Source organism: Streptomyces sp. NPDC087440, assembly GCF_044744005.1.
In the GTDB taxonomy this organism is placed as follows: Bacteria; Actinomycetota; Actinomycetes; order Streptomycetales; family Streptomycetaceae; genus Streptomyces.
Genome location: NZ_JBIUXN010000006.1, coordinates 233,482 through 259,819, shown reverse-complemented (window position 1 = coordinate 259,819; position 26,338 = coordinate 233,482). Strand labels below are relative to the sequence as shown.

Here is a 26,338-nt window from a genome sequence, read left to right as displayed (position 1 = left end):
CGGGTTACGCCTCGCGGGCGGCGGGCTGCTCCTCGTACCACGCCCGCAGCTTCTCCGGGTTGCGGACGGCCCAGATCCGTACGATCCGGCCGTCCGCGCCCGCCTCGAACGAGGCCACGGTCATCACGACCCCGTCGCGGGCGGCCACCAGGCCCGCCACCCCGTTCACCGACCGGACGAGGAGTTCGAGCCCGGGGGCCCGGTCGGCGATGGCGACCATGTACGCGGCGATGCGGGACGCGCCCTCGACCGGGTGCAGCACCGTGCCGACCAGGCCTCCCCCGTCGGCGGTCAGCACGGCGTCCGGGTCCAGCAGCCCGACGAGGCCCGCGACGTCCTTGGCCTCCCAGGCCGCCTTGATCCGGCGGACGGTCTCGTCCTGCCGGGCCACCACCACCGCACCCTGCGCGTCCCGCACCCGCTTGCGTCCGGAGGCGGCAAGTTGCTTGCAGGCGGCGGGAGTTCGGCCGACGATGGCACCGATCTCGGCGAACGGGTACCGGAAGACGTCGTGCAGGACGAACGCCACGCGCTCGGCGGGCGTCATCGCCTCCAGCACGACCAGCAGGGCCATGCCGACCGACTCGTCCAGCACCATCAGCTCGGCGGGGTCGCCGTCACCGGACCCGCCGCCGCCCCGGTCGGGCAGCGGCTCGGGCAGCCAGGTCCCCACGTACCGCTCCCGGCGGGCCCGCGCCGAGCCGAGCACGTCCAGGCAGATCCGCCCGGTGACGGTCGTCAGCCAGGCTCCCGGCGACTCGATGGCGGCACGCTGGGCGGGCGTCAGGGCGTACCACCGGGCGAACGCCTCCTGCACGGCGTCCTCGGCCTCGGCCAGCGAACCGAGCAACCGATAGGACACGTTGAGCAGTTGCCGCCGCTCCCCGTCCACCGCGGGCTGCTGCCGCTGCCCGCCGTCCACCGTCCGCGTCGTCCCCACGGCCCCCGCCTTACCTTTCGCACGCCCGCGTCGTCGGGCTGCTGAGACCATACCGATCAACTGCTCACGGGCAGACAAGGGGACCGGACCATGACCACCACCCAGCCCACCACCCGACTCCGCACGCCCCGCTCCGACGTCCGCCGCCCGGACCTCCTGCGCCTCACCGTCGGCCTCCAGACCCTGACCATCTTCCTCCAGGCGGTCTCGTCGGGCCTGCTGCTGTCCACGTCGTACGGCGAGACGCTGCACAGCGCGGGGGCGCGCGTGATGTACGGGGCGACGATGCTGTACGTCCTGGCGGCGGTCCTCGCGTGGAAGCCGGGCGGCGGCTCGCTGCGTCCCGTCCTGTACGCGACGGGCTTCCTGGTGCTCGCGTCAGTGCAGGTGGTGGTGGGCATCGCCCACGTCCCGTCGGTCCATCTCCCGCTGGGGGTGCTGATGTTCGGGCTGAGCGTGCTGGCGCTGGTACGCCGCCGCTGAACGTCGGGAGGGACTGGCCGGACGGGCGATAAACGTTCGACACACCCCCTCCGGCCTGCCACTCTTCCCGCGATGACTCGAATCAGCGACACGCCGACCGCCTGGGACGAACGCACCCAGCTCACCACCTTCCTCGACTACGCGCGCGACACCGTCCGCGCCAAGTGCGAGGGGGCCTCCGCCGAGCACGCCCGCACCGCACCCCTGCCGGGCTCGCCCCTGATGACCCTGAGCGGGGTGGTCAACCACCTGCGCTGGGTCGAGCACTACTGGTTCGAGGTGATCCTGCTCGGCGAGGAGGACCGGGCCCCCATGACCGACGAGGACCCCGACGGCGAGATGCGGATCGCCGTCGACTTCCCGCTCCCCCAACTGCTCGCCGAGTACGCGGAAAACAGCGCCCGCCACCGGGAGTTGGTGGCGAGGACCCCGCTGGACCAGAAGTCCGTGGGGACCATCCGGGGCGGCGTCCATGTCGACCTGCGCTGGATCCTCCACCACCTTGTGGAGGAAACGGCCCGCCACAACGGCCATATGGATATTCTGCGCGAACTGCTCGACGGCACCACCGGCGACTAGGCGGCCCCACACGCGTGGACTTCGCCCAACAGGTCGAGCAGCAGCCGCAGCCCCGGCCGTCGTCGTAAATCCTCTGCTGCGGCGGGCGCACCGGTGTTACCTTCCCCGGCATGCCCGAACTGATCGCCCCCACCGCCCGGCTCCACTCCTCCTGGCTCGACGCGCGTGAGGAGTGGGACCCCGGCGAGCACCAGCCCGGCGCGAGCCTGGTGCTGGCGGGCGGTGACCTCGCCGGTCCGGAGGTCTTCGCGGCCTGGACGGCGGAGCTGCGGCGGCAGTCGGATCCCGCCTCCGACGTCGGGGAGGGGCGCGTTCACGCCACGCACTGGTGGATAACGGAGGGCGACACCTATCTCGGCGCCATCGACCTGCGGCACGCCCTGAACGACTTCCTGCTCGACGCGGGCGGGCACGTCGGCTACAGCGTCCGCCCCTCGGCCCGCAAGCGCGGCCTCGCCACCTGGGCCCTCGGCGCGATCCTCCCCGAGGCCCGGGCGCTGGGCCTGGACCGCATCCTGGTCACCTGCGACGACACCAACACCGCCTCCGCCCGCACGATCGAGCGCAACGGCGGCGTCCTGGAGGACACCCGCATGACCTCCATCGGCCTCAAGCAGCGCTACTGGATCACGGTGTAGTCCCGGCGGTCCCGGTCAGGCGCGCACCGTCGCCACCCGCGCGGTCGCGGGGGTTCAGGGCCTGCCCTTCCGCGAAGACCTCCTCGTACGAACTCCCCTGCGCCGCACGGCACATGGCGGCGATGCGCCGTACGTCTCCCTGTTCGGCGACCGGCAGCGGTGCTCCGCGTGCGGCCCGGGCCGCCGAGGCGGTGCCGAGCAGGCGGGCCGCGTCCGTGGGGCGTCCGGCGCGTGCGTGCGCGCCCGCCAGGCCCTCCAGGGCGAGGGCGACGGCGCGGTCGTCGCCCGTGCCGAGGGCGGGGGTGAAGCCGCGTTCGTGCAGGGCGAGGGCCTGCTGCGCGTCGCCGCGCAGCTCCGCCACGAAGCCCAGTTCCGCGAGGATCAGGGCGTTCGCGCCGTCGAGGCCGGAGAGCAGGTCGGCGGCCTCGGCCGTGCAGCCGTCGGCGTGGGCGGCGAGGCGGCGCAGCACGGTCCGCTCGGGGCCGCTGAGCAGTTCCCAGCTCCAGTCGATCATCGCCCGGAGGGTCTGCTGCCGGGCGGGCACTCCGCCCGTACCCACTGACGGAGGCCGACGAACCCGACTGGTCGGACCCCCGCAAGACGTACAGCCCCGAAGTCCACGCGCACATCCGCCGCATCGAGGCCGCCGACACGATCGTGGTCGTCTTCCCTCTCTGGTGGTACGGCCTGCCCGCGCTCCTCAAGGGCTGGATCGACCGCACCTGGACGCACGGTTTCGCCGGCCCACCCTCTGAACCTCACACCCCCCAGGCCCCCGTACGGCAACCGCCGCACGGGGGCCTTCCCGCACCTACGCCTGCCGCACTCCGTACGCCGTCAGGAAGGCCCGTACGCCATCAGAAAGGTCCGTACGGCCGCCTCCGCGACGCCCCTCCGCTCCCCCTCCGGCACGTCCCGCGTGCCCAGCGCCGACCGCGCCTCCATCGGCCCGGTGAGCAGGGCGAGGAACTGTTCGGCGGCCCCGTCCGGATCGGGGGTGCGCATCCGGCCCGCGAGCGCCACCCGCGCCAGCCGGTCGGCGAGCGCCTCCCGAAGCCGCCGGTCGCCCTGCCCCGCGACGGTCTCCAGCAGCTCGGGGAAGCGGACGCCCTCCGCGTACAGGAGGCGGCGCAGCGCCCAGGACTCGTCGGAGCAGTGCAGCGCCAGCAGGCGGCACCCGACCTCGGTCAGTACGTCCGCAAGGTCGTCCGGTGCCTCCCGCAACGGTTCGAGCGCGGCGATGTGCCCCTCGGAGAGGCGGGCCGCCACGGCGGCCGTCGACTCCCTGAACAGGGATTCCTTGTCGTGCATGTGGTTGTAGATGGTGGGCTTCGCGACGCCCGCCTCGGCGGCGATCTCCTTGACGCAGGCCTGCCCGTAACCCTCGCGGGCGAAGACCCGGAAGGCGGCGTCGAGGATCGCCTGCCGCTTGTCGATGCGCCCGCGCGCGGCGGTGCGCCGGGGGGCGACGGAGGTTCTGGATTCGGCCACGGGCCCACCCTACCGCCGCGCCCTCAAAAATGAACCTGTCGGTTCAATAAATCGATCCACCTGGTTGCATCCCACTCCCGCATACCCCTAACTTGAACCACCCGGTTCAAACGAACTGCCCATCCCGACCAGTGGAGTTGCCGCGATGCCCCCTGCCCAGAACGGCCCGCCCACCACTCCCCCCGACCACGTGGACCGCACCCTGCTGCGCCTGATCGGCGTGGTCCTGCTCGGCGGGATCATGGGGATCCTCGACAGCACGATGGTCGCGGTGGCCGCCGAGACCCTCTCCGCGGAGTTCAACACCTCACTCACGGCGATCAGTTGGGCCTCCACCGCCTTCCTGCTCACCCTGACCGTCACCATCCCGGTCACCGCCTGGGCGATCGGCCGCTACGGCGTCCGGCGGCTCTGGCTGCTGGGCCTGGTGCTCTTCCTGGCCGGTTCGCTCGCCTCCGCGCTGGCCTGGAACGTGGAGAGCCTGATCGTCTTCCGCGTCGTGCAGGGACTCGGCTCCGGCGTGCTCGATCCGCTGGTGCTGGTGATCCTCGCCCGCGCGGCAGGCCCCAGCAGGGCGGGGCGCGTGATGGGCATGATGGGCGTGGTGCTCTCACTCGGGCCGGTGCTCGGGCCCGTCCTGGGCGGGGTGGTCCTGGAATCCCTCGACTGGCGCTGGATGTTCCTCATCAACCTGCCCGTCGGCGTCGTCGCGCTGTACCTGGCGAACCGGGTGATCCCGGCCGACCCGCCGCCCGGTGCGCGCACCGACCCCGCCCTCGACCTCCTCGGATTCGCCCTGCTGGCACCGGGGTTCGCCGCGACGGTCCTCGGCCTGACCCAGGCGGGCGAGCACGCGACCTTCGCCGCGCCGTCCGTCCTGGTCCCCCTCGCCCTCGGTGCCGCACTGCTCCTCTCGTACGTCCTGCACGCCCTCCGTACCCACCGCACCCCGCCCCTGATCGACGTACGGCTCTTCCGCAGCCGGAGCTTCGCCGCCAGCGTCACCGTCCAGGGCCTGGTCGGACTCGCCACGTACGCGGGCCTGTTCGCCCTCCCGCTCTACTACCAGCTGCTGTACGGTCACGGCGCGCGCTCCGCCGGGCTGCTGGTCGCCCCGCTGGGCCTGGGCTCGGCGCTCGCCATGCCGCTGGCCGGGCGGCTCAGCGACCGCACGGGGGCGCGGAGCCTGGCCGCGGGCGGCGCGATCGTCGCGGGGCTCGGCGCGTTCGCGCTCACCCGCATGGGCACGGACGCCGGTGAACTCCCGTCCGCCTGCGCCGCGTTCGCGATCGGTCTCGGCCTGGGCGCGGTCGGCGCGCCGACCATGGGCGCCCTGTACCGCACGCTCCCACCGGAGAAGGTGCCGCAGGGCAGCTCGGTGCTCTACAACCTCAACCAGCTGGGCGGGGCGCTGGGCGTCGCGGTGGTCGCGCTGGTGCTGGGCACGGCGGGAGCGAGTGCGGAAGCCGGGGCTCCCGGGGACGCGGTCGGTGGGTTCCACGGCGTGTACTGGTTCGTGACCGGGGTGTCCGTGGTCATCCTGCTCGCCACACCGCTGCTGCCGGGACGCCCGGCGACCCCGGTCACGGGCAGCGAGCAGCAGGAGGAGGAGGGGCAGCCCGCAGCCACCGCCTCCCCCGCCCCCGCCTCTCGCTGACCCACGCAAGAGGGGAGGGGCGACCCTCGGGCCGCCCCTCCCCTCACTCCCCCCGCCCCGCCCTCACCTCCCCACCACCGGCACCCTCCGCAGCAGCGCCGCCACCTCGAATCCCTCCACGAAGGCCCCCCGGGCGACCTCCACCAGCCGCTCCCCCACGGCCCCCAGCGGTTCCGCGACCGCCACCGCGCCGTCGACCGTGTCGGCTCGGATCGTGTTCGGATGCGGTTCGGGTGTCCGGGCCCGCCGCCCGAACCAGCCCAGTGGACAGGCCACTTCACGGACATCCACCCCAACTCGACCCCACCGAGGCACCGTTGCGGCATGTGGTCGTGCCAATCCGCCGGAAATTCCCTGCACGACCCTTGCGGCCCGCCCCCGCCATGACCCACAGTCCGGTGCTGTAAGCGCATTCACCCGCCTGTCGCGTACGCCCCCCGCCCTGCCCCCCCCCCCGCCCCGATGGGAGACCCCGTGCCGTCCCCGCACCCCCGCACGACGAGCCGCAGGAGAACCACCGCCCTCGCCACGGCCATCGCCCTCGCCGCCCTCGCCGCCGGTACGGCCACCGCGACCGGGCAGCCCGCCAACGCCCCTGCCGCGTACGGGCGTTACACCGACGTGCAGTGGCTCGACGACACCACCGTCCCGGACTACACCCCGGACACCGCGTCCCTCGACAAGCACAAGGCCCCGCAGTGGTTCTCCGACGCCAAGCTCGGCACCTTCATCCACTGGGGCGCCTACTCGGTCCCCGCGTACGCCCCCAAGGACGACAAGCAGGGCAATGTGTACGCCGAGTGGTACTGGTCGGAGATGAACCGGAAGGACTCCGCCGCGTACAAGCACCACAAGGAGACCTACGGCGAGAACGTCCCCTACGACGACTTCCTGCGCCAGTGGAAGGCCGAGAAGTGGAGCCCGGACGCCTGGCTCAGGCTCTTCCAGGAGATGGGGTCCAAGTACTACGTGCTGGTCGCCAAGCACCATGACGGCGTGGCGCTCTGGGACTCCGCCGTCTCCAACCGCGACACCGTCGCCCAGGGCCCCGGGCGCGACATCGTCAAGGCGCTGGTCGACGCCAACAAGCGCGGCGGCTACGGACTGAAGAACGGCGTCTACTTCTCGATGCCGGAGTGGTACCACCCGGACGGCCCGAAGCAGTGGGGCGGCTGGTTCGGCGCGGGCGCGCCGAAGAACCCGTACACCGGCCAACCGACCCCGTACACCGGATACAAGCCCGCCCCCGACTGGGTGAAGGACTACCAGTACCCGCAGATGAACGAGCTGGTCAACCGCTTCGACCCGGACATCTTCTGGTGCGACATCGGCGGCGTGAACAACTCCGACGCCTTCATGGCCCGCTACTACAACCAGGCCAAGAACCGCCCGGTCCCCAAGGACGTCGCCGTCGACAACCGCTGCGGCAACCAGCACGCCGACTTCACCACCCCCGAGTACACCACCGAGCCCGACATCAAGAAGTCGGCGTGGGAGGCGAGCCGCGGGATCGGCCGTTCGTACGGCTACAACAAGGAGGAGGACGTCGCCGACTACCTCACCGACAAGGACCTCGTCACCTCCTTCGTCGACACCGTCGCCAAGGGCGGCAACCTCCTGCTGAACACCGGCCCGCAGGCCGACGGCACCATCCCCGCCGTGCAGGCCGACCGCATGCGGGCCCTCGGCGCCTGGCTGAAGATCAACGGCGAGGCGATCTACGGCTCCAGCTACTGGACGCAGGCCGAGGACAAGGGCGCGAACGTCCCCGTCCGCTTCACCAAGCAGCCCAAGGCCCTGTACGCGACGGCCACCGCCTGGCCGGGCAGGCAGCTCACGCTGACCGCGCCCGTCGACGTCGGCACGGGCGACGAGGTCCGCCTCCTGGGGTACGACAAGCCCCTGCCCGCCTACCGCGACGGCACCGGCAGGCTGGTCGTCACGATGCCGTCCGCCGGGCAGGCCGCGACCCCGTCCACGAACGCCTGGACCTTCCGCATCGCCCCCAAGGGCTACCGCGCCGACCGCGCCGACCTCCTCAACGTCGGTGTCTCGGCGCCGAGTTCGGCTTCGGGTACGTCGGTGAGGGCGACGGTGACCCTGGCCAACCGGGGCGACCGGGCGATCCTGGCGGGCACCGCCACCGTGACCCCGTCCTGGCCGGGCGCGGCGCCGGTGTCGGTACGCGTCCCCGCCCTCAAGCCGCACCAGCGCGTGCACGCCGCACTCGACCTGGCCGTCCCGGCGGGCACGGCGGCGGGCACCGAGCGGATCACCGCGAAGGTCACCTCGCGCGGCGAGACCTACACCGGCCGGGGCGAGCTGCGGGTCGTCGGCGCGAGCGTGCCCGTCGACCTGGCCCCGGCCCGCGACGCGGACGTCATCGCGGACGCCGCCGCCCCCGCCGACACGGACTTCGTCGGCAAGGGCATCGGCTACCCGGCCGAGGAACTGCCCCGGCCGGGTCCGTACACGGCGGACATGGTGCGGTACGACTGGCCCTCGGGCGCCCCGGGCGCGAAGAACGCCGTCACGGCGGGCGACGACCGCAGGGTGACCGTCCCGAAGGGCACGTACAGCTCGCTCGACCTGCTGGCCTCCACCGCCTACGGTCCGGCCGACATGCCCGTCGTCCTGCACTACGCGGACGGCACCACCACCGAGACGAAGCAGGCGGTGCCCGACTGGGTGACCGGCGGCGGCACCCCGGCGCTGACCTCCCCCTACCGCTGGCTGGACGGCAAGCGGCAGGACCTGAAGGTGAGCGTGTACGGGCTGCGCCTGCCGGTCGACCCGGGCAAGGAGCTGACGGCGGTCACCTTCAAGAAGGCCACCGGCCCGCAGGGTGCGCAGGCGACGTCGTTCGTCTTCGCGGCGACCCTGGAGAAGTGACCCCACCAGGGGCCGGCCACTCCCTGCTCCGGCCTACTCCGGCGGCGTCGGGGTGTCCGGCCCCTGGAACATCGTCTGGATGTCCATCTCCAGCCGCACCGTGGGCCCGACGATGGCGATCCCCTTGGCCAGCATGTTCCGCCAGTTCAGGGTGTAGTCCTCGCGGTGCAGTTCGGCCGTCGCGCGGGCCGCACAGCGCAGCTCCTCGCCGTACCCGCCGTTGACCGCGCCCAGGTAGGAGGTGTCGAGCGCCACCGACCGGCTCACCCCGTGCAGGGTCAGCGCACCCTGCACGGACCAGGTGTTGCCGCCCCGGTAGACGAAGCGGTCGCTGACGAAGTCGATGTACGGGTAGTTCTCGACGTCCAGGAAGTCGGCGGAGCGCAGATGGCCGTCCCGGGTCTTGTTCCCGGTCGTCAGGCTCGCGGCCTCGATCCGCACCCGTACCTCCGACTCCTCGGGATTCTCCGCGACCCGTACCCCGCCCTCGAACTTCTGGAATCTTCCGTGCACGTTCGCCATTCCCACGTGCTTGGCGATGAAGCGGATCGCGGTGTGCGGCGGGTCGATCAGCCACATGCCGGGGGTCGGCGGCTCCAGCTGCTGGGCGACCTCCATCTCGACCCGGCCCATGGTGAGGGTCTCGCCGGGCTCGATGTAGAAGGACCAGCTCGCGGGCCGCATCGACTCCGCCGTCATCAGCAGCCCGTACTCACCGGCCGGCAGCGCGGCCGTGAACAGCCCGAACAGGTCGGTCGTCCCCTTGGCCACCACCCGCCCGTCGGCCTTGGCGGTGACGGTGATCTCCGCCCCGCCCAGCTTCTGCCCGACCGGGTCCACGACCTCGCAGCTCACGGTCCCGGCACCGCGCGGCACCGGCAGCACGAGCCCACCGCCTCCCGCACCGCCGGACTTCGCCCGCGCACGCCGGAGGAGGGAGAGGACCATGGAGTTCACCTTTCGCTGGAGACAACCGCCGCCGCCCAGGTCACCGGACCGGAACGACTCGTTCAGTTGTCTCATACAGCGAACTCGAATCCGAAACCGCGTCACATCCCCGTCACGTGGGCCCGCCCCGCTACTGCGACGGCCGGTCCGGGGTGATGCGCTGCCCCCGGTGCTGGCGCCGGTAGCGCCGGTCCCACTTGTCGCGCTGCTCACGCCGGGCCCGGTACTCGTCGTACCCGCCCTGTCCTTCGGCACGGTGGACCGTGCCCTTCCCGTACCGGAGGGCGAGGTAGACCAGGGCCGCCGCGGCCAGCCACCAGGCAGGCTGCGAGAACCCCATGAACACCAGCACCACGACACAGATCCCCAACAGAACGACCATCACAGGCCCCCTCTGGAATCCCCGCTCGCACCCAGTCGGCAGGAGTCGGCTCAACTCGTGCCGGGGGCCGGGGCACGCCCCAGCCTAGACCCGCCCGCCCCCGGGCGACAGGGTCGTGAACGCGGCAGGGCCCCCACCCTGAGGTGGGGGCCCTGCCATGACTGCCGTGCAGCTCGGAATCGTTTCTGCGGCAATCTGCTGCGGTGGGGCGGGTGGGACTCGAACCCACGGCCGACGGATTATGAGTCCGCTGCTCTAACCGGCTGAGCTACCGCCCCCACACGGCGTGGCGCGTACACATGTACGCGCCGTCTGCCGCAGCATAGCCGGTCATACGATCTCCCGCCTCGGATGCCCGGCAACACATGACCATGAGGACTTCCCGGCTGCCCGGACGGTTCCCGAACGTGCCGCACGCCACACGAAGAGGGGCCGGGCGGCTCCCGCACACACTCCCGTACGCACGAAAAGAGGGCCTCCGTGGAGGCCCTCTTCCCTTCCTGCTCCCCCGACTGGACTCGAACCAGTAACCCTCCGGTTAACAGCCGAATGCTCTGCCAATTGAGCTACAGGGGACCGCGCTCCCCCGACTGGACTCGAACCAGTAACCTGCCGGTTAACAGCCGGCTGCTCTGCCAATTGAGCTACAGGGGATTGCTGCGGTTGCACCGAATGCACCTCCCACCGGTCTTCCCGGGGGCGTGCGCTCGCTGCGAGACATACATTAGCGCAAGCAGGGGGGTGCTCCGCCAATCGGTATGCCCCGGGATGATCTGCGGGCACGACGGGTAGGCGGATCGCACACCGACACCGTTGCAGGAGAAGGGTGGCAGCCATGCGCTACCGGCTCACGTTCGTCGCCGGACTGGCCCTCGGATACGTGCTCGGCACCCGGGCCGGGCGCGAGCGGTACGAGCAGATCAGGAAGTCCGCCCGGCGGATCTCCCAGAACCCGGCCGTGCGGAACACGGCGGAGTCGGCGGCCCAGAGCGGACGCGAGTTCGCGGGCAAGGCGCTGCACACCGTCACCGACAAGGTCGGCGACAAGGTGAGCGGCCGGGTGCCGGAGTCCGTGGCCCAGCGGGTGCGCTCGCTGCGGGAGCGCGGCCAGGGCGGCGAGGACGACTGGGGGACGAGCAACACCTGACCCGTCGACGGGCTCAGGGGCGGACCGCCGCCCTGTCGCCTGCGTCACGGGATGCACGGCTGCCGCATTCCGCCTCGGCGGGGTGCGGCAGAATCATGTGCATGGGCATAGTCGCGGGGTTGGACAGTTCCTCAGGTTTCACACACGTCGTGGTCTGCGACACGGACACGGGCGCCGTACTGCGTGAGGGGTACGCCCCCCATCCGATCGAGGAACGGGCCACCGAGGCCGATCCGCAGGCGTGGCTGCTCTCGCTGGGCGAGGCCGCCGCAGACGGGCTGCTGGACGACGTGGCGGCCATCGGGGTCTCGGCGCAGCAGCACGGCCTGGTGCCGCTGGACGGCAACGGGCAGCCGGTGCGGCCCGCGCTGCTGGGCAACGACAAGCGGGCGCAGGTCGCCGCGGCCGACCTGGTGGAGGGGTACGGCGGCCGGCAGGCGTGGGCGCAGGCGGTCGGCTCGGTGCCGACCTCGCCGCAGCCGCTGGCGAAGCTGGCGTGGCTGGCCCGGCACGAGCCGGAGAACGCCGCCCGGGTCGCCGCCGTGATGCAGCCGCACGACTGGCTGGTGTGGCAGCTGCTGGGCCGTCCGGCGCGCCGGACGACGGACCGGGGCGCCGCCTCGGGCACCGGGTACTGGTCCGCGGCGACCGGTTCGTACCGGCCCGACCTGGTCGAGCTGGCGCTCGGGCACCAGGTGGCGCTGCCGGAGGTGCTCGGTCCCTCCGAGGCGGCCGGTACGACGCCGGAGGGGCTGCTCATCTCGGCAGGCACCGGGGAGACGATGGCCGCCGCCTTCGGGCTCGGGGTGGCCGTCGGGGACGCGGTGGTGTCGCTGGGGGCCTCGGGGTCCGTGATGGCGGTGCACCACGAGGCGCTGGCCGACGCGAGCGGGACGATCACGTCGTTCGCCGACGCGACGGGCATGCACCTGCCGGTCGTGCACACGTCGAACGCGGTACGGGCGCTGCGCGGGACGGCGGAGATGCTGGGCGTGGAGGGGGGCCTGGAGGAGCTGTCGGCGCTGGCGCTGAAGTCGACGCCGGGATCCTCGGGGCTGGTGCTCCTCCCCTACCTGGAGGGCGAGCGGACGCCGTGGCTGCCGCACACCGCCGGGACGCTGTTCGGGCTGCGGCGGGAGTCGATGAAGCCGGAGCACGTGGCGCGGGCCTCCTTCGAGGGGATGCTGTGCTCGCTGGCGGACGCGCTGGACGTGCTGCGCGGGCGGGGCGTGGAGGTGCGGCGGGTGTTCCTGCTGGGGGCCGCCGCGGAGCTGCCCGCGGTGCAGGCGATGGCGCCGATGGTCTTCGGCACGCAGGTGGTGGTGCCCGCTCCGGCGCAGTACGCGGCGCTGGGTGCGGCCCGGCAGGCGGCATGGGCGCTGGGGGTCGCGCAGGGCACCCTCTCCGAGCACGAGCCGCCCGCATGGCGGGGTGCGGTGGCGCAGGTTCTGGAACCGGGCGACGAGGCGGCCGTGGGCGCGGCGATCCGCCAGCAGTTCAAGGCGGCGCGGGACCAGGTGCACCCGGGGGCCTTCGAGACCGGTTCGGAGTAGCGGCGCCGGGCGGGCGGGCCCGGGGGCCGGAGGTCTTGACCCGGGTTTGGAATAAACCCGTGGGCGGGTCGGGTCCGGGTGGCGGAGGATGGAGGGCGATCCGATCCCTCCAGCCCTCGCCGCCCGACGAAAGACTGCGCGTGCTTCTGAAGCTGCTGCGGGCCCATCTCGGCCCGTACAAGAAACCCATAGCCCTGCTGGTGCTGCTGCAGTTGTTGCAGACCAGCGCCGCCCTCTATCTGCCGACCCTCAATGCCGACATCATCGACCAGGGCGTGGTGAAGGGGGACACGGGTTACATCCTGGAATTCGGCGGCTTCATGATCGCGGTCAGCGTCGTGCAGGTCGTCTGCAACATCGGAGCCGTCTTCTACGGGGCCAGGACCGCCGCCGCGCTCGGCCGGGACGTCCGGGCGGCCGTGTTCGCGAAGGTGCAGAGCTTCTCGGCACGGGAGGTCGGGCACTTCGGGGCGCCGTCCCTCATCACCCGTACGACCAATGACGTCCAGCAGGTGCAGATGCTGGTCCTGATGAGCTTCACGCTGGTGGTGGCCGCGCCCATCATGTGCGTCGGCGGCGTGATCATGGCGCTGGGGCAGGACGTGCCGCTGTCGGCGGTGCTGCTGGCGGTGGTGCCGGTGCTGGGCATCGCCGTCTCGCTGATCATCCGCAAGATGCGCCCGCTGTTCCGGTCCATGCAGGAGAAGCTGGACACCGTGAACCGGGTGCTGCGCGAGCAGATCACCGGCAACCGGGTGATCCGCGCCTTCGTGAAGGACGACTTCGAGAAGGACCGCTTCCGCAAGGCCAACGAGGACCTCACCGAGGTGTCGCTGTCCACCGGCAAGCTGATGGCGCTGATGTTCCCGATCGTGATGACGGTCGTGAACGTCTCCAGCGTCGCGGTGGTCTGGTTCGGCGCGCACCGCATCGACAGCGGCGGCATGGAGATCGGCGCGCTGACCGCCTTCCTCGCCTACCTGATGCAGATCGTGATGTCCGTGATGATGGCCACCTTCATGTTCATGATGGTGCCGCGCGCGGAGGTCTGCGCCGAGCGCATCGAGGAGGTACTCGGTACGGACAGCAGCGTGGTGCCGCCCCTCGCCCCGGTGGTCGAGCTGCGCAGGCACGGTCAACTGGAGCTGCGGGGCGTGGAGTTCAGCTACCCGGGCGCCGAGGAGTCCGTACTGAAGGACATCACGCTCCAGGCCCACCCGGGCGAGACGACGGCGATCATCGGCTCGACGGGCTCGGGCAAGTCGACGCTGCTGGGCCTGGTCCCGAGGCTGTTCGATGCCACGGACGGAGAGGTGCTGGTCGACGGCGTCAACGTACGCACGCTGGACCCGGTGCTGCTCGCGAAGACCGTCTCGCTCGTCCCGCAGAAGCCGTACCTCTTCTCGGGGACGGTCGCGAGCAATTTGCGCTACGGAAATCCGGACGCCACGGACGAGGAGCTGTGGGCGGCGCTGGAGACGGCGCAGGCCAAGGACTTCGTGGAACGCCTGGAGGGCGACCTGTACGCCCCCATCTCCCAGGGCGGCACGAACGTCTCGGGCGGCCAGCGGCAGCGCCTGTCCATCGCCCGGACGCTGGTCCAGCACCCGGAGATCTACCTCTTCGACGACTCCTTCTCCGCCCTGGACTACGCGACGGACGCGGCCCTGCGGGCGGCGCTGGCGCGGGAGACCGCCGAGGCGACGGTGATCATCGTGGCGCAGCGGGTGTCGACCATCCGTGACGCCGACCGGATCGTCGTGCTGGACGAGGGCCGGGTCGTGGGCACCGGACGGCACCACGAGCTGATGGAGACCAACGAGACCTACCGGGAGATCGTGCTCTCCCAGCTGACGGAGGCGGAGGCGGCATGAGCGGGCCCGCTGGACGCATGATGGGACCCCCGACCGAGAAGTCGATGAACTTCAAGGAGTCGGGGAAGCGGCTGCTGAGGCAGCTGGCACCGGAGAAGGCCACCCTGTGGGTGCTGTTCGTGGCGCTGGTCTTCAGCGTGACGCTCTCGGTCATCGGCCCGAAGATCCTCGGCTCGGCGACGGACCTGCTGTTCGCGGGCATCGTCGGCCGGACGATGGACGCGGGCCTCACCAAGGAACAGGCCATCGAGGGGATGCGCAAGGCGGGTGAGGGCGGGCTCGCGGACATGCTGTCGGGCGTCGACTTCACGCCGGGCCAGGGCATCGACTTCGGGGCGATCGGCACCGTACTGCTGATCGTGCTGGCGGTGTACGTGGGCGCGGGCCTGCTGATGCTGGTCTCGACGCGCATGGTCAACAAGGCGGTCAACCGCACGGTCTACCGGATGCGCCAGGACGTGCAGGCGAAGCTGTCGCGTCTCCCCCTGTCCTACTTCGACCGGGCGAAGCGCGGCGAGGTGCTGTCGCGCACCACGAACGACATCGACAACATCGGCCAGACGATGCAGCAGACCATGGGTCAGCTCATCAACTCCGTGCTGACGGTGGTCGGCGTCCTGATCATCATGTTCTGGATCTCGCCGCTGCTGGCGGTGGTCGCGCTGATCACGGTGCCGCTGTCGGTGGTCGTGGCGGCGAAGGTCGGCAAGCGGTCGCAGCCGCAGTTCGTGCAGCAGTGGAAGACGACGGGCACGCTGAACGCGCACATCGAGGAGATGTACACCGGTCACTCGCTGGTGAAGGTCTTCGGCCGTCAGCACGAGTCGGCGGAGGGCTTCCGCGAGCAGAACGAGCAGCTGTACGAGGCGAGCTTCCGGGCGCAGTTCAACAGCGGGATCATGCAGCCGCTGATGATGTTCGTGTCGAACCTGAACTATGTGCTGGTGGCGGTGGTCGGCGGCCTGCGGGTCGCCTCCGGCACCCTGTCCATCGGTGACGTGCAGGCCTTCATCCAGTACTCGCGGCAGTTCTCGATGCCGCTGACGCAGGTGGCGTCGATGGCGAACCTGGTGCAGTCGGCGGTCGCCTCCGCCGAGCGCGTCTTCGAACTCCTCGACGCGGAGGAGCAGGAGCCGGACGCGGTGGACGCGCCGGGCCTGCCGGTGACGGACCACGACGAGCTGCGGGGCGCGGTGGAGCTGGAGAACGTCTCCTTCCGCTACGACCCGGACAAGCCACTCATCGAGGACCTCTCGCTGCGGGTCTCGCCGGGCCAGACGGTCGCGATCGTCGGCCCGACGGGCGCCGGCAAGACCACGCTCGTCAACCTCCTCATGCGCTTCTACGAGGTCACCGGCGGCCGGATCGCCATCGACGGGGTCGACATCGCGAAGATGTCCCGCGAGGAGCTGCGCTCCGGGGTCGGGATGGTGCTCCAGGACACCTGGCTGTTCGGGGGGACGATCGCGGACAACATCGCGTACGGGGCGAGTGGTCCCGTGACGCGGGAGCAGGTCGAGGAGGCGGCGCGGGCGGCGCACGCGGACCGCTTCGTGCGGACGCTGCCGGACGGGTACGACACCGTCATCGACGACGAGGGGGCGGGGGTCAGCGCGGGTGAGAAGCAGCTGATCACGATCGCGCGGGCGTTCCTGTCGGACCCGGTGATCCTGGTGCTGGACGAGGCGACCAGCTCGGTCGACACCCGGACCGAGGTCCTGATCCAGAAGGCGATGGCTCGGTTGGCCCACGGGCGGACGTCGTTCGTGATCGCCCACCGGCTTTCCACGATCCGGGATGCGGACGTGATTCTGGTGATGGAGAACGGGGCGATCGTGGAGCAGGGGTCGCATGCGGGGCTGTTGGAGGCGGGGGGTGCGTATGCGCGGCTGTATGCGGCGCAGTTCGCGCAGGCGGTGGTGGAGGTGGAGTAGCCCCCTTTGGACGGGCGTCCGGCGGGGGGCTCGACCAAGGGGCCGGTGCGGGGCTGGGCCGGTGGCGAGAGGGCCGGAACGGGGGCGGGCCGGAGTCGGGCGGGCCGCCCCCTTGCCCGCCCGTCCCGCCCCCGGGGGGGCGGCCCCGCCGCCCAAGGGGGCTGGGGAAAGGGAGGGGGCGGCTTCGCCGCCCGGCGGCGGGGGCCCGGGAGGGGGATGGTGCCCGGAGGGCATCCATCCAGGGGCGCGGGGAACTGCGCGACCAGCCACGACGCACCCGCACGGAACCGAGACCACCCGCGCCCCCGCACGGAACCGAGACCACCCACACCCCCGCACGACCACCACTCAGTCGAGGTAGCCCCGGAGTTGGTCGGCGAAAGCATGGTCGCGGAGTTTGTTCAGCGTCTTGGACTCGATCTGGCGAATCCGCTCCCGAGTCACACCGAAAATGCGGCCGATCTCTTCGAGCGTGCGCGGCCGCCCGTCCGCCAGCCCGTAGCGGAGCTGAACGACCTTGCGTTCACGCTCGCCGAGCGTGGAGAGGACCGCTTCGAGGTGCTCGCGGAGCAGCAGGAAGGCGGCGGACTCCACGGGTGACGTCGCGTCGCCGTCCTCGATGAGGTCGCCGAGAGCGACGTCGTCCTCCTCGCCGACGGGCGCGTGGAGGGAGACCGGCTCCTGGGCCAGCCGCAGCACCTCACCGACCCGTTCCGGCGTCAGGTCGAGCTGGGCGGCGACCTCCTCGGCGGTGGGCTCGTACCCCCGCTCCTGGAGCAGCCGCCGCTGCACCCGCACGACCCGGTTGATGAGTTCGACGACGTGCACGGGGACCCGTATCGTCCGCGCCTGGTCGGCCAGCGCCCGGGACATGGCCTGCCGTATCCACCACGTCGCGTACGTCGAGAACTTGTAGCCCCGTGCGTAGTCGAACTTCTCGACCGCCCGGATGAGACCCAGGTTCCCTTCCTGGACCAGGTCGAGCATGGTGAGCCCCCGCCCGACGTACCGTTTCGCCACGGAGACGACCAGCCGGAGGTTGGCCTCGATGAGCCGCCGCTTCGCCATCCGGCCCCGTACCACCAACGTGTCGAGGTCGAGGGCGAGTTGGGAGTCCAGGTCCGTCGATCCGGCGAGCCGTTCCTCGGCGAAGAGGCCCGCTTCCACGCTCCGGGCCAGTTCCACCTCGTCGGCGGCGGTGAGGAGCGGGATGCGGCCGATCTCGCGCAGGTACTGGCGGAAGAGGTCGGAGGAGGGGCCGGAGGTGTCGGCGCGGGCGGGCCGTTCGGGCGGGTCGGGCCGCTCCCGGTCGGCCTCCAGGTCCGGCTCCACCACGTCCTCCGCGGGCCCGGCCTCGGTCTCCGCGGGCGCTTGGGGAGGGCGTTCGGCGTGGCTCTGCGCGGGTACGGCCGCGATCAGATCGGTCAGGGTCTGGGTCTGCACGGGGGCGACCTCCAGGGTGAACGCTGCCGGGTCTGAGCCGGGGGCACGGGCCACGCACGGGTTCGGCCCCTCGTACGGCCACCGATTGCGGGCCGCCCATCACGGGCCACAAGCACCGCACCCAGTGTGGGGTGCGACACACGGCCGCCGCGAGGGGCGTGCGGTGACTTTTTGAGTCCGGTCCGTGACCGAGCGGTTACCCGAGGGTGCTGTGGGAGGCCCTAGAGGGCGGCGGCACCGTGGTTGCGCAGGGACTGCGCGTACTGCTGGAGGACCCAGAGTTCGTTCTGCACGGCGGTCAGGTGGGCCGGGTCGCCGTGGCCGCCGAGGCGGGCCAGGGAGCCCTGGACCTCCAGGATGCGGCGGTCGACGGCACGCAGCCGGACCTGCACGAGCTGGACGCCCGCGTAGACCTCGTCGATGGACTTGGCGTGCAGGGCCTCGACTGCCAGCTCGGTGACCATGGCCCTGACCTGGTCGTCGACCGCGCACTCGCGGACCCGGGCGAGGTACTCGGCGGAGGCCTGCGCGCCCAGCTCGGCGCCGCCCGCCTCCTCGATGGTCTGCCGGACGGCCGCGTAGGGCGGGGCGGTGAACTCGTCCGCGCCGTACGCGTCGAAGGCCGGGGAGACCAGGTCGGGGCGCTGGAGGGCCAGCTTCAGCAGCTCGCGCTCGGTGCGGTGTACGGGGCTGCGCAGGTTGAGCGCAGGGCCGCTGACGGCGGGCGCGGCGGGCCCGGACTCGTAACCCTGCTGCCGACGCGACTCCGGGCCCGAGGACGGGCCGCGGCCGCCGCGGTCCTTGGCCCAGCGGGCGAGCTGGGCGATGCGCTTGACGACGAACTGGGTGTCGAGGATGCCGAGCATGCCCGCGAGCTGGACGGCGACCTCGTGCTGGGAGGCGCTGTTCTTGATGCGGGCGACGACCGGGCCCGCCTCGTCCAGGGCGGCGGCACGGCCGGACGGGGTCTCCAGGTCGTAGCGGGCGATGATCTGCCTCAGCGCGAACTCGAAGAGCGGGGTGCGCGGCTGGGTGAGGTCGACCACGGCCTCGTCGCCCTTGGCCAGGCGCAGGTCGCACGGGTCCATGTTGTCCGGGGCGATCGCGATGTACGTCTCGGCGGCGAACTTCTGGTCGTCCTCGAAGGCCCGCAGTGCGGCCTTCTGGCCTGCGGCGTCGCCGTCGAAGGTGAAGATGACGCGGGCGCTGCCGTTGTCCATCAGCAGGCGGCGGAGGATCTTGATGTGGTCGCCGCCGAAGGCCGTGCCGCAGGTCGCGATGGCGGTGGTGACCCCGGCCAGGTGGCAGGCCATGACGTCGGTGTAACCCTCGACGACGACGGCCCTGCTCGACTTGGCGATGTCCTTCTTGGCCAGGTCGATGCCGTACAGGACCTGGGACTTCTTGTAGATCGGGGTCTCGGGCGTGTTGAGGTACTTGGGCCCGTTGTCGTCGTCGCGGAGCTTGCGCGCGCCGAAGCCGACGACCTCGCCGCCGATGTCGCGGATCGGCCACATCAGGCGGCCGCGGAAGCGGTCGATGGGGCTGCGGCGGGACTCCTGGGCGAGCCCGGAGAGCAGCAGCTCCTTGTCGCTGAAGCCCTTGCCGCGCAGGTGGCGGGTGAGGTGGTCCCAGCCGGCCGGGCTGTAGCCGACGCCGAAGTGGGCGGCGGCGGCCTGGTCGAAGCCGCGCTCGGCGAGGAACTTCCGGCCGATCTCGGCCTCGGGGCTCTCCAGCTGCTGGATGTAGAACTCGGCGGCTGCCTTGTGCGCCTCGACCAGCCGGGTGCGCTCACCCCTCTGCGTGGAGGGGTTGTAGCCGCCCTCCTCGTACCGAAGCGTGATGCCCGCCTGCGCGGCGAGGCGCTCGACCGTCTCCGCGAAGGTGAGGTGGTCGATCTTCATCACGAAGGCGATCGTGTCGCCGCCTTCCTGGCAGCCGAAGCAGTGGAAGAGACCCTTGCTGGGGCTGACCTGGAAGGACGGGGACTTCTCGTCGTGGAAGGGGCAGAGGCCCTTGAGGTTGCCGCCGCCCGCGTTGCGGAGCGAAAGGTATTCGGACACGACGGCGTCGATCGGGAGCGCCTCCCGGACCGCCTTCACGTCGTCGTCGTTGATCCTGCCAGCCACGCGTGAAGTGTACGGGGAGGGTCGGACACTCTGCGGCGGCGGCTAGGCGATCAAGGAGTCGAGGGGGACGGAGGGGTCGGCGAGGGCGTGCTGGTCGACCGGGGCACCGCTCCTGACCAGGGCCTGGATCGGGTCGGTGACGTCCCACACATTGACGTTCATGCCCGCGAGGACGCGGTGGTCCTTGAGCCAGAAGGCGATGAACTGCCGCTTCCCGGCGTCGCCGCGCACCACGACCTGGTCGTACGTCCCCGGGGGCGCCCAGCCCGAGTATTCGAGCCCGAGGTCGTACTGGTCGGAGAAGAAGTACGGGACGCGGCCGTACGGGGTGCCCCGGCCCAGCATGGCCCGGGCGGCTGCGGGGCCGCCGTTGAGGGCGTTGGCCCAGTGCTCGACGCGCAGGCGTTGGCCGTGCAGGGGGGTGCCGGGGAGGTGGAGGGGGACGGCGGCGACGTCGCCGGCGGCGTAGATGTCGGGGTCGTTGGTGCGGTGGTGGCCGTCGACGGCGATGCCGCCGCCGTGGGCGCGGTCCACGAGGGCGAGCCCGGAGGCCTCGGCGAGGGCGGTGCGGGGGGCGGCGCCGATGGCGGCGAGGACGTCGTGGGCGGGGTGTTCCTCGCCGTCGTCGGTGCGGGCGGCCAGGACCATGCCGTCCTGGCCGACGATCTCGGTGAGGCGGGCCCCGAAGTGGAAGCGGACGCCGTGCTCGGCGTGCAGGTCGGTGAAGAGCTGGCCGAGCTCGGGGCCGAGGACGGAGTGCAGGGGGGTGGGCTCGGCCTCGACGACGGTGACCTCGGCGCCGAAGCCGCGGGCGGCTGCGGCGATCTCCAGGCCGATCCACCCGGCTCCGGCGATGACCAGGTGCCCGTTGTCCCGACCCAGGGTGGCGAGCACGCCGCGCAGGCGCTCGGCGTGGGAGAGGCGGCGCAGGTGGTGGACTCCGGCGAGGCCGGTGCCGGGGATGTCGAGACGGCGGGGCTCGGAGCCGGTGGCGAGGAGGAGCTTGTCGTAGCGGATCAGGGTGCTGTCGTCGCCGAGGCGGACGGTCTTGGCCTCGCGGTCGAGGTGGACGACGGTCTGGCCGAGGTGCAGCTCGATGTCGTTGGCGGCGTACCAGGCGGCGTCGTGGACAAAGACGGCGTCGCGGTCGGACGTGCCGGTGAGGAGGCCCTTGGAGAGGGGCGGGCGTTCGTAGGGGTGCTCGCGTTCGTCGCCGATCAGGATCACCCGGCCGGTGAAGCCCTCGGTGCGGAGGGTCTCGGCGGCTTTGGCGCCGGCGAGTCCGCCGCCGATGATGACGAATGTCTGATCTGCGTCGACCACTTGGTGCCTCCATCAATGTGCGCGTGGCTTTTGAGCGTCCCGCACGGAGGGGTGCGGGGGAAGAGGGGGGTGGGGGTACGGGGCTGGCCCGTGCCGGGGGCGGGGTGGGCCGGGGCCCCTTCGGACGGGCGTCCGACGGGGGGCTTGGCCGGGGGGCGGTGTCGGGCTGACCCGGCGGCGAGAGGGCCGGTACGGGGGTGGGCCGGTATCGGGCGGGCCGCCCCCTTGCCCGCCCGTCCCGCCCCCGGGGGGCCCCGCCGCCCAAGGGGGCGGGGGGAAGAGGAGGGGGACGGCTGCCCGGAGGGCATGCCGTCAGGGGCGCGGGGAACTGCGCGAGCAACCACCCACCCAGCCGCGCGGCGAGCGCTTTAGGGAAAGGGGCGGGGCAGGGGCACAAAACAGGGGTCCGGGGGCAGCGCCCCCGGCAGGAACAGCAACCACCCACCCACCCGCACCCCATGCCCCCGCCCCTCACCGGTTTGAGGTCAGGCGGGCGTGGAGGGAGCGGGCGGAGGAGTCGGTGAGGGAGGCGATCTGGTCGATGAGGACACGCTTGCGGGTGCGGTCGTCGGCCGCCGTGTCGTACAGGGCGCGGAACTGGGGGTCGAGCCCCTCGGAGGGGGCGCGCAGCGTGAGCGCCTCGGCGAGTTCGGCGATGACGATGCGCTGGTCGGCCCGCAGACGCTCCTGCTCGTCGCGCTGCATGACGTACCGGTCGGCGACCGCCTTGAGGACCGCGCACTCGTTGCGGGTGGGGCGCGGGACGACGAGCTCGGCGGAGTACCGGGTGAGGCGGCCGGACCCGTACGCCGCCCGCGTGGCGCTCTCCGCCGCCAGGCAGAAGCGGCCGATGAGCTGGCTCGTGGCGTCCTTGAGGCGGGCCTGGGCGATGGCCGACCCGTCGTACCCGTGCGGCCACCAGTCCTGGCCCATGAGCCGGTCGAGCGCCTCGGCCAGTTCGGCGGGGTCGGTGTCCTCGGGGACGTACCGCCCGCGCGCCACCGCGAAGATCTCCTGCCGCTCGGGCTCCGCGTCCAGCAGGTTCGGGTCGATGTGGCCCGCGTGGAGGCCGTCCTCGAAGTCGTGCACGGAGTAGGCGACGTCGTCGGACCAGTCCATGACCTGCGCCTCGAAGCACTTGCGGTACTCGGGCGCGCCCTCGCGGGCCCACAGGAACACCGGCAGGTCGTCCTCGTACACACCGAACTTCACCGAGTCCGGGTCGGTGGGGTGACTCCCCCGCGTCCAGGGGTACTTGGTCGCGGCGTCGAGCGCGGCCCGTGTCAGGTTCAGCCCGACGCTCACCAGCTCCCCGCTCGCCCGTGACCGCACGAACCGCTTCGGCTCGATCCGGGTGAGCAGGCGCAGCGACTGGGCGTTGCCCTCGAAGCCGCCGCAGTCCTTGGCGAAGTCGTTGAGGGCCTGTTCGCCGTTGTGGCCGAAGGGCGGGTGGCCCATGTCGTGGGAGAGGCAGGCCGCTTCGACGAGGTCGGGGTCGCAGCCGAGCGCGGCGCCCAACTCCCGTCCCACCTGGGCGCACTCCAGGGAGTGGGTGAGCCGGGTGCGGGGGCTGGAGTCCCACACCTGGCTGCGCGAACCGGGGGTGACGACCTGGGTCTTGCCCGCGAGGCGGCGCAGGGCGGACGAGTGCAGCACGCGGGCGCGGTCGCGCTGGAACGCCGTCCTGCCGGGCCGTTTGTCGGGCTCGGCGTCCCAGCGCTCCGTCGCGGCCGAGTCGTATGCGGTGCTTTCCATACCGATGACCGTAACCGCACCCACTGACAGTCAACCCCACCCGCCGACAGGTCGACCCCGCCCGCCGTGCGCAGGTCAGGCGGGCGCGGGCGCTCCCGACGGGGAACACGTCCCGGTCCGCGTCCCGTTGCGGGAGACACGGCCGAGCTGGGCGGAGAGCTGGGCGGTGATGCGGGTGAGGAGTTCGGCGGTGCTGTCCAGGGGCAGGGAGGCGGACACGGCCGGGGGCAGGGAGGCCGAGGCGGCCGGGGACGGGCCAGGTGTGCGCGCGGGGTCCCGGTCTGCTTCCCGTGCCTCGCGCGGCAGAGCTTCGCACGGCAGAGCTTCGCGCGGCAGGGCTTCTCGCGGTGGAGCCGACTCGTACGTCATGTCCCTGATCCTCCCGGTCCCAGGTTGCCGACGCATTGCGCGAGGGTGACGGCTGCCGTCCGCCCGACGCCCCGAACTCCCCCCCTAGAGCCTCTTGAAGAGGTACACGTCCTCGTGCCCGCCCGGCACGCCCGGCAGGCGGCCCGTCTCCTCGTAGCCGAGACGCTCGTAGAAGCCGGGCGCCTGGAAGGTGTACGTGGAGACGGCCGCCCCCGTGCAGCCGCGCCGCCGCATCTCCTCCTCGGCACCGCGCATCAGCCGGGCGCCCCAGCCCGCGTGCCGGGCACCCTCGCGGACCCACAGCAGGTGAACAAAGCCGAGGCCGCCCCAGGTGAAGCCGGTGAGGCCGCCGATGAGCTCGCCGGAGGCGTCCGTGACGCGCACCGACAACTCCTCCTCGCTCGCGCCGGAAGCGGCGTTGTTGAAGGCGGTGAGTTCTCTGTCGAGCCGGTCGGCGAGGTCGTGGTCCTCCCCGCCGACCCGCAGCACGGCACCTTCGTCGTCGTTGGTCATGCGTGCAGTATCGAGTTCCACACCCGGGGCCGCACCCGTGTTTCGGGACAGGAAATCGAACAGCCGACAGGTCTCCGCCCTGTACAAAGATGCGCCCGTACGGGAACTGACCTGGCCCTTTCCACGTCGGACAGGGCAGAGAAGTCCACGCAGCACGGGGAGAAGGCCATGCGGTTCAGGAGCGTCGGCGCGAAGTGGCCCCGGCTGCCGAAGGGGCGACGGGGCAAGCGGCGGCTCGTACAAGCGGTGATGGCGGGGTGCGTGCTCGCCCTCATGCCCTCCACATGGACGTACGCGTCGACCGCCGACCGGGTCGGCGAGGTCGCGGACGCGCCCGCGCGCGAGGTGGCGATGGTGTTCGGGGCGGGCCTGTGGAAGGGCCGGCCGACGCCGTACCTGGCGCGCCGTCTGGACGCGGCGGTGGAGCTGTACCGCACGGGCAAGGTGAAGGTCGTGCTCGTCACGGGCGACAACAGCCGCCAGGAGTACGACGAGCCGGACGCGATGCGCGCCTACCTGGTGCGGCACGGCGTCCCCGACCGGCATGTCGTGAGCGACTTCGCGGGCTTCGACAGCTGGGACTCGTGCGTACGGGCCAAGAAGATCTTCGGGGTCGACCGGGCGGTGCTGATCAGCCAGGGGTTCCACATCCGGCGGGCGGTCGCCCTGTGCGAGGCGGCCGGGGTGGACAGCTTCGGGGTCGGCGTGGACGACGAGCACGACGCGACCTGGTACTACGGCGGGGCCCGCGAGGTGTTCGCGGCGGGCAAGGCGCTGCTGGACGCGACGCTGCGGCCGGACCCGCACTTTCTCGGTGAGCGGGAAAAGGGGGTCACCGAGGCGTTGGCAGGGGGCGTGGCGCGCTGACACACTGACCGCCGTCCGAATCGGGTATGCCGGTTAGGTATACGGTGCTGACGTAGAGGCGGTGGGTCCACGTGGCCGGTGCGCAGGGGCAGTTGGACGGGAAGGTCGTACTGGTCACCGGGGGCGCCCGGGGCCTGGGGGCGGCGGCCGCGCGGGCGGTCGTCGCGGGCGGCGGGCGGGTGGTCGTCACGGACGTCCTGGTGGACGAGGGCGCGGCGCTCGCCAAGGAGCTGACCGGGGAGTACGGGGAGGCGGCCGCGCGCTTCTGCAAGCACGACGTGACGAGCGAGCGGAGCTGGGAGGCGGCGGTCGCCTTCGCGGTGCGGGAGTTCGGCCGGCTGGACGGTCTGGTCAACAACGCCGGGATATCCAGCGGGGAGCTGCTCGCCGAGGCGGACGTGGCCCGCTTCCGCGAGATCGTCGAGGTCAACCTGATCGGCGTCTTCATCGGCATGAAGACGGTCGTGCCGGTGCTGCGGGACGCGGGCGGCGGCTCGATCGTGAACATCTCGTCGGCGGCGGGCCTCACCGGGATGGTGCGGACGGCCGGTTACGGGGCGTCCAAGTGGGGCGTGCGCGGGCTGTCGAAGATCGGCGCGGTGGAGCTGGCCGAGGCGGGCGTCCGGGTCAACTCGGTGCATCCGGGGATGACGTACACGGACATGACGGCGCACGTGGGGATCGAGGTCGGGGCGGGCAAGTACCCCGGCGCTCCCATGGGGCGGGTGGGGGTGCCCCATGAGATCGCCTCGGCGGTGGCGTTCCTGCTGTCGGACGCGGCGGCGTACGTGACGGGGGCGGAGCTGGCGGTGGACGGGGGCTGGACGGCGGGACTGGTGCCGCAGCGGCCGGGGGTGCGGTAGTCCGGGCAGACGGGTCCGGCCAACCGGGCAATCGGGCAGGTCCGGCCGGCCGGGCAGGTCCGGCTCGCGCGGGCGGGTCCGGCGCGCGGGCAGGTCCGGCGCACGTGCCGGGCGGGTCAGCCGAAGGTGATCCGGGTGATCCGGTTCGCGTCGTCGACGTGGACGTTCAGCCGGTCCGGCATGTACTCCTGCGTCAGCATCGCGCCGGGCCTGACGATCCGGTACGGCTTCGGAATGTCCCGCTCGTGGACGATGCGGTCGGCGGGGAGCCCGACGGGGTCGGTGTCCCCGTCCCGCACCAGGGTCCTGCCGATCCACTGGTCGTAGTCGGGCGCGACGGCCACCGCCGGCTGGTGCTCGGCCTCGGCGGCGTGGGACTCAGCGGCGGGGGCGAAGAAGGTCGCCGCGAGGGCCGCTGCCGTGAACAGGGTCTTGAGGTGGGAGCTGTGCATGCAGGGCACCTTGCTATTGGCGGCGGCCAACTTCCAAACCAGGGGCACTCGTTCGGGTGTATCGCGTGTCGCCGCCGCACGGACCCGGCCGGGCCGCCCCCGGGCG

General features: G+C 72.0%; 23 protein-coding genes, 3 tRNA genes and 2 pseudogenes. 12 read left to right on the top strand and 16 right to left on the bottom strand.

The genetic code is table 11. The annotated features are described in order from the left end of the window. Positions 1-4: 4 nt before the first annotated feature. On the bottom strand, positions 5-940 hold the full coding sequence (gene sigJ, locus ACIO3O_RS15835; RefSeq protein ID WP_401745642.1) for an RNA polymerase sigma factor SigJ: 936 nt from the start codon (positions 938-940) through the stop codon (positions 5-7). 90 nt (positions 941-1,030) lie between these two features. Between sigJ and ACIO3O_RS15830 the strand changes: the two genes are divergently transcribed. The 3 genes from ACIO3O_RS15830 to ACIO3O_RS15820 all read left to right on the top strand — a co-directional run bounded on the left by ACIO3O_RS15830 (position 1,031) and on the right by ACIO3O_RS15820 (position 2,640). Beyond that, positions 1,031-1,423, top strand: coding sequence for a hypothetical protein (locus tag ACIO3O_RS15830; protein ID WP_401745640.1), 393 nt, complete (start codon positions 1,031-1,033; stop codon positions 1,421-1,423). Positions 1,424-1,495: 72 nt separating this feature from the next. Continuing rightward, positions 1,496-2,002, top strand: a complete 507-nt coding sequence (locus ACIO3O_RS15825) for a DinB family protein (protein ID WP_401745637.1) — start codon at positions 1,496-1,498, stop codon at positions 2,000-2,002. Positions 2,003-2,112: 110 nt separating this feature from the next. Further along, on the top strand, positions 2,113-2,640 hold the full coding sequence (locus ACIO3O_RS15820) for a GNAT family N-acetyltransferase (protein WP_401745634.1): 528 nt from the start codon (positions 2,113-2,115) through the stop codon (positions 2,638-2,640). On the opposite strand, the pseudogene ACIO3O_RS15815 reads toward ACIO3O_RS15820, so the two are convergent. Next, a pseudogene (locus tag ACIO3O_RS15815) lies at positions 2,630-3,196 on the bottom strand (hypothetical protein); the annotation flags it as partial. The gene ACIO3O_RS15820 and the pseudogene ACIO3O_RS15815 sit on opposite strands and share 11 nt — an antisense overlap. A gap of 2 nt (positions 3,197-3,198) precedes the next feature. Here ACIO3O_RS15815 and ACIO3O_RS15810 point away from each other — a divergent pair. After that, positions 3,199-3,372, top strand: a pseudogene (locus ACIO3O_RS15810) (NAD(P)H-dependent oxidoreductase); the annotation flags it as partial. 105 nt (positions 3,373-3,477) lie between these two features. On the opposite strand, the gene ACIO3O_RS15805 reads toward ACIO3O_RS15810, so the two are convergent. Continuing rightward, positions 3,478-4,131, bottom strand: a complete 654-nt coding sequence (locus ACIO3O_RS15805; RefSeq protein ID WP_401745633.1) for a TetR/AcrR family transcriptional regulator — start codon at positions 4,129-4,131, stop codon at positions 3,478-3,480. A 145-nt stretch (positions 4,132-4,276) separates the two neighbouring features. Here ACIO3O_RS15805 and ACIO3O_RS15800 point away from each other — a divergent pair, with 145 nt between their 5' ends. Then, entirely contained in the window at positions 4,277-5,788 is a 1,512-nt protein-coding gene (locus tag ACIO3O_RS15800; RefSeq protein ID WP_401745631.1) for a DHA2 family efflux MFS transporter permease subunit, read from the top strand. A gap of 63 nt (positions 5,789-5,851) precedes the next feature. On the opposite strand, the gene ACIO3O_RS15795 is transcribed toward ACIO3O_RS15800, so the two are convergent. After that, the gene (locus ACIO3O_RS15795) at positions 5,852-6,064 is read right to left on the bottom strand and encodes a hypothetical protein (RefSeq protein WP_401745628.1); all 213 of its coding nucleotides are present in this window, start codon (positions 6,062-6,064) and stop codon (positions 5,852-5,854) included. A gap of 198 nt (positions 6,065-6,262) precedes the next feature. Between ACIO3O_RS15795 and ACIO3O_RS15790 the strand changes: the two genes are divergently transcribed. Further along, on the top strand, positions 6,263-8,680 hold the full coding sequence (locus tag ACIO3O_RS15790; protein WP_401745626.1) for an alpha-L-fucosidase: 2,418 nt from the start codon (positions 6,263-6,265) through the stop codon (positions 8,678-8,680). Between the two features lie 33 nt (positions 8,681-8,713). On the opposite strand, the gene ACIO3O_RS15785 is transcribed toward ACIO3O_RS15790, so the two are convergent. The 5 genes from ACIO3O_RS15785 to ACIO3O_RS15765 form a co-directional block, all read right to left on the bottom strand. Continuing rightward, entirely contained in the window at positions 8,714-9,628 is a 915-nt protein-coding gene (locus tag ACIO3O_RS15785; RefSeq protein WP_401745623.1) for a YceI family protein, read from the bottom strand. A gap of 130 nt (positions 9,629-9,758) precedes the next feature. Next, positions 9,759-10,010: a hypothetical protein gene (locus tag ACIO3O_RS15780; RefSeq protein WP_401745621.1), complete on the bottom strand. Its 252-nt coding sequence runs from the start codon at positions 10,008-10,010 to the stop codon at positions 9,759-9,761. A 204-nt stretch (positions 10,011-10,214) separates the two neighbouring features. Further along, a tRNA-Ile gene (locus ACIO3O_RS15775) sits at positions 10,215-10,288 on the bottom strand. Positions 10,289-10,513: 225 nt separating this feature from the next. Then, positions 10,514-10,586 (bottom strand) — tRNA-Asn (locus ACIO3O_RS15770). Positions 10,587-10,591: 5 nt separating this feature from the next. Next, positions 10,592-10,664, bottom strand: a tRNA-Asn gene (locus tag ACIO3O_RS15765). A gap of 181 nt (positions 10,665-10,845) precedes the next feature. Here ACIO3O_RS15765 and ACIO3O_RS15760 point away from each other — a divergent pair. The 4 genes from ACIO3O_RS15760 (at position 10,846) to ACIO3O_RS15745 (ending at position 16,518) form a co-directional block, all read left to right on the top strand. Then, complete coding sequence (locus ACIO3O_RS15760; RefSeq protein WP_401745910.1) at positions 10,846-11,157, top strand: YtxH domain-containing protein; 312 nt, start codon at positions 10,846-10,848, stop codon at positions 11,155-11,157. A gap of 101 nt (positions 11,158-11,258) precedes the next feature. Next, positions 11,259-12,710 (top strand): FGGY family carbohydrate kinase, encoded by a 1,452-nt coding sequence (locus ACIO3O_RS15755; RefSeq protein ID WP_401745619.1) that lies wholly within the window; start codon positions 11,259-11,261, stop codon positions 12,708-12,710. A 140-nt stretch (positions 12,711-12,850) separates the two neighbouring features. Further along, positions 12,851-14,584, top strand: a complete 1,734-nt coding sequence (locus ACIO3O_RS15750; protein WP_401745617.1) for an ABC transporter ATP-binding protein — start codon at positions 12,851-12,853, stop codon at positions 14,582-14,584. Beyond that, on the top strand, positions 14,581-16,518 hold the full coding sequence (locus ACIO3O_RS15745; protein ID WP_401745615.1) for an ABC transporter ATP-binding protein: 1,938 nt from the start codon (positions 14,581-14,583) through the stop codon (positions 16,516-16,518). The genes ACIO3O_RS15750 and ACIO3O_RS15745 overlap by 4 nt, the downstream gene beginning before the upstream one ends. A 348-nt stretch (positions 16,519-16,866) precedes the next feature. Here the strand turns inward: ACIO3O_RS15745 and ACIO3O_RS15740 are convergent, their stop codons facing one another. The 6 genes from ACIO3O_RS15740 to ACIO3O_RS15715 form a co-directional block, all read right to left on the bottom strand. Next, positions 16,867-18,015: an RNA polymerase sigma factor gene (locus ACIO3O_RS15740; RefSeq protein ID WP_401745613.1), complete on the bottom strand. Its 1,149-nt coding sequence runs from the start codon at positions 18,013-18,015 to the stop codon at positions 16,867-16,869. 167 nt (positions 18,016-18,182) lie between these two features. Then, positions 18,183-20,090 carry a DNA primase gene (dnaG, locus tag ACIO3O_RS15735; protein WP_401745611.1) on the bottom strand — a complete coding sequence of 636 codons (1,908 nt, stop codon included), beginning with the start codon at positions 20,088-20,090 and terminating at the stop codon, positions 18,183-18,185. A 42-nt stretch (positions 20,091-20,132) separates the two neighbouring features. Further along, positions 20,133-21,413, bottom strand: a complete 1,281-nt coding sequence (locus tag ACIO3O_RS15730) for an NAD(P)/FAD-dependent oxidoreductase (RefSeq protein ID WP_401745610.1) — start codon at positions 21,411-21,413, stop codon at positions 20,133-20,135. A gap of 471 nt (positions 21,414-21,884) precedes the next feature. Further along, positions 21,885-23,168: a deoxyguanosinetriphosphate triphosphohydrolase gene (locus tag ACIO3O_RS15725; protein ID WP_401745608.1), complete on the bottom strand. Its 1,284-nt coding sequence runs from the start codon at positions 23,166-23,168 to the stop codon at positions 21,885-21,887. A gap of 75 nt (positions 23,169-23,243) precedes the next feature. Continuing rightward, the gene (locus tag ACIO3O_RS15720; RefSeq protein ID WP_401745607.1) at positions 23,244-23,537 is read right to left on the bottom strand and encodes a hypothetical protein; all 294 of its coding nucleotides are present in this window, start codon (positions 23,535-23,537) and stop codon (positions 23,244-23,246) included. An 84-nt stretch (positions 23,538-23,621) separates the two neighbouring features. After that, entirely contained in the window at positions 23,622-24,050 is a 429-nt protein-coding gene (locus ACIO3O_RS15715) for a GNAT family N-acetyltransferase (RefSeq protein ID WP_401745605.1), read from the bottom strand. Between the two features lie 168 nt (positions 24,051-24,218). On the opposite strand from ACIO3O_RS15715, the gene ACIO3O_RS15710 reads away from it, so the two are divergent. Together ACIO3O_RS15710 and ACIO3O_RS15705 are read left to right on the top strand one after the other, a co-directional pair. Continuing rightward, on the top strand, positions 24,219-24,917 hold the full coding sequence (locus tag ACIO3O_RS15710) for a vancomycin high temperature exclusion protein (protein WP_401745604.1): 699 nt from the start codon (positions 24,219-24,221) through the stop codon (positions 24,915-24,917). Positions 24,918-24,988: 71 nt separating this feature from the next. Next, complete coding sequence (locus tag ACIO3O_RS15705; RefSeq protein ID WP_401745602.1) at positions 24,989-25,780, top strand: glucose 1-dehydrogenase; 792 nt, start codon at positions 24,989-24,991, stop codon at positions 25,778-25,780. 116 nt (positions 25,781-25,896) lie between these two features. On the opposite strand, the gene ACIO3O_RS15700 is transcribed toward ACIO3O_RS15705, so the two are convergent. Further along, entirely contained in the window at positions 25,897-26,232 is a 336-nt protein-coding gene (locus ACIO3O_RS15700; protein WP_401745600.1) for an I78 family peptidase inhibitor, read from the bottom strand. Positions 26,233-26,338: the final 106 nt, after the last annotated feature.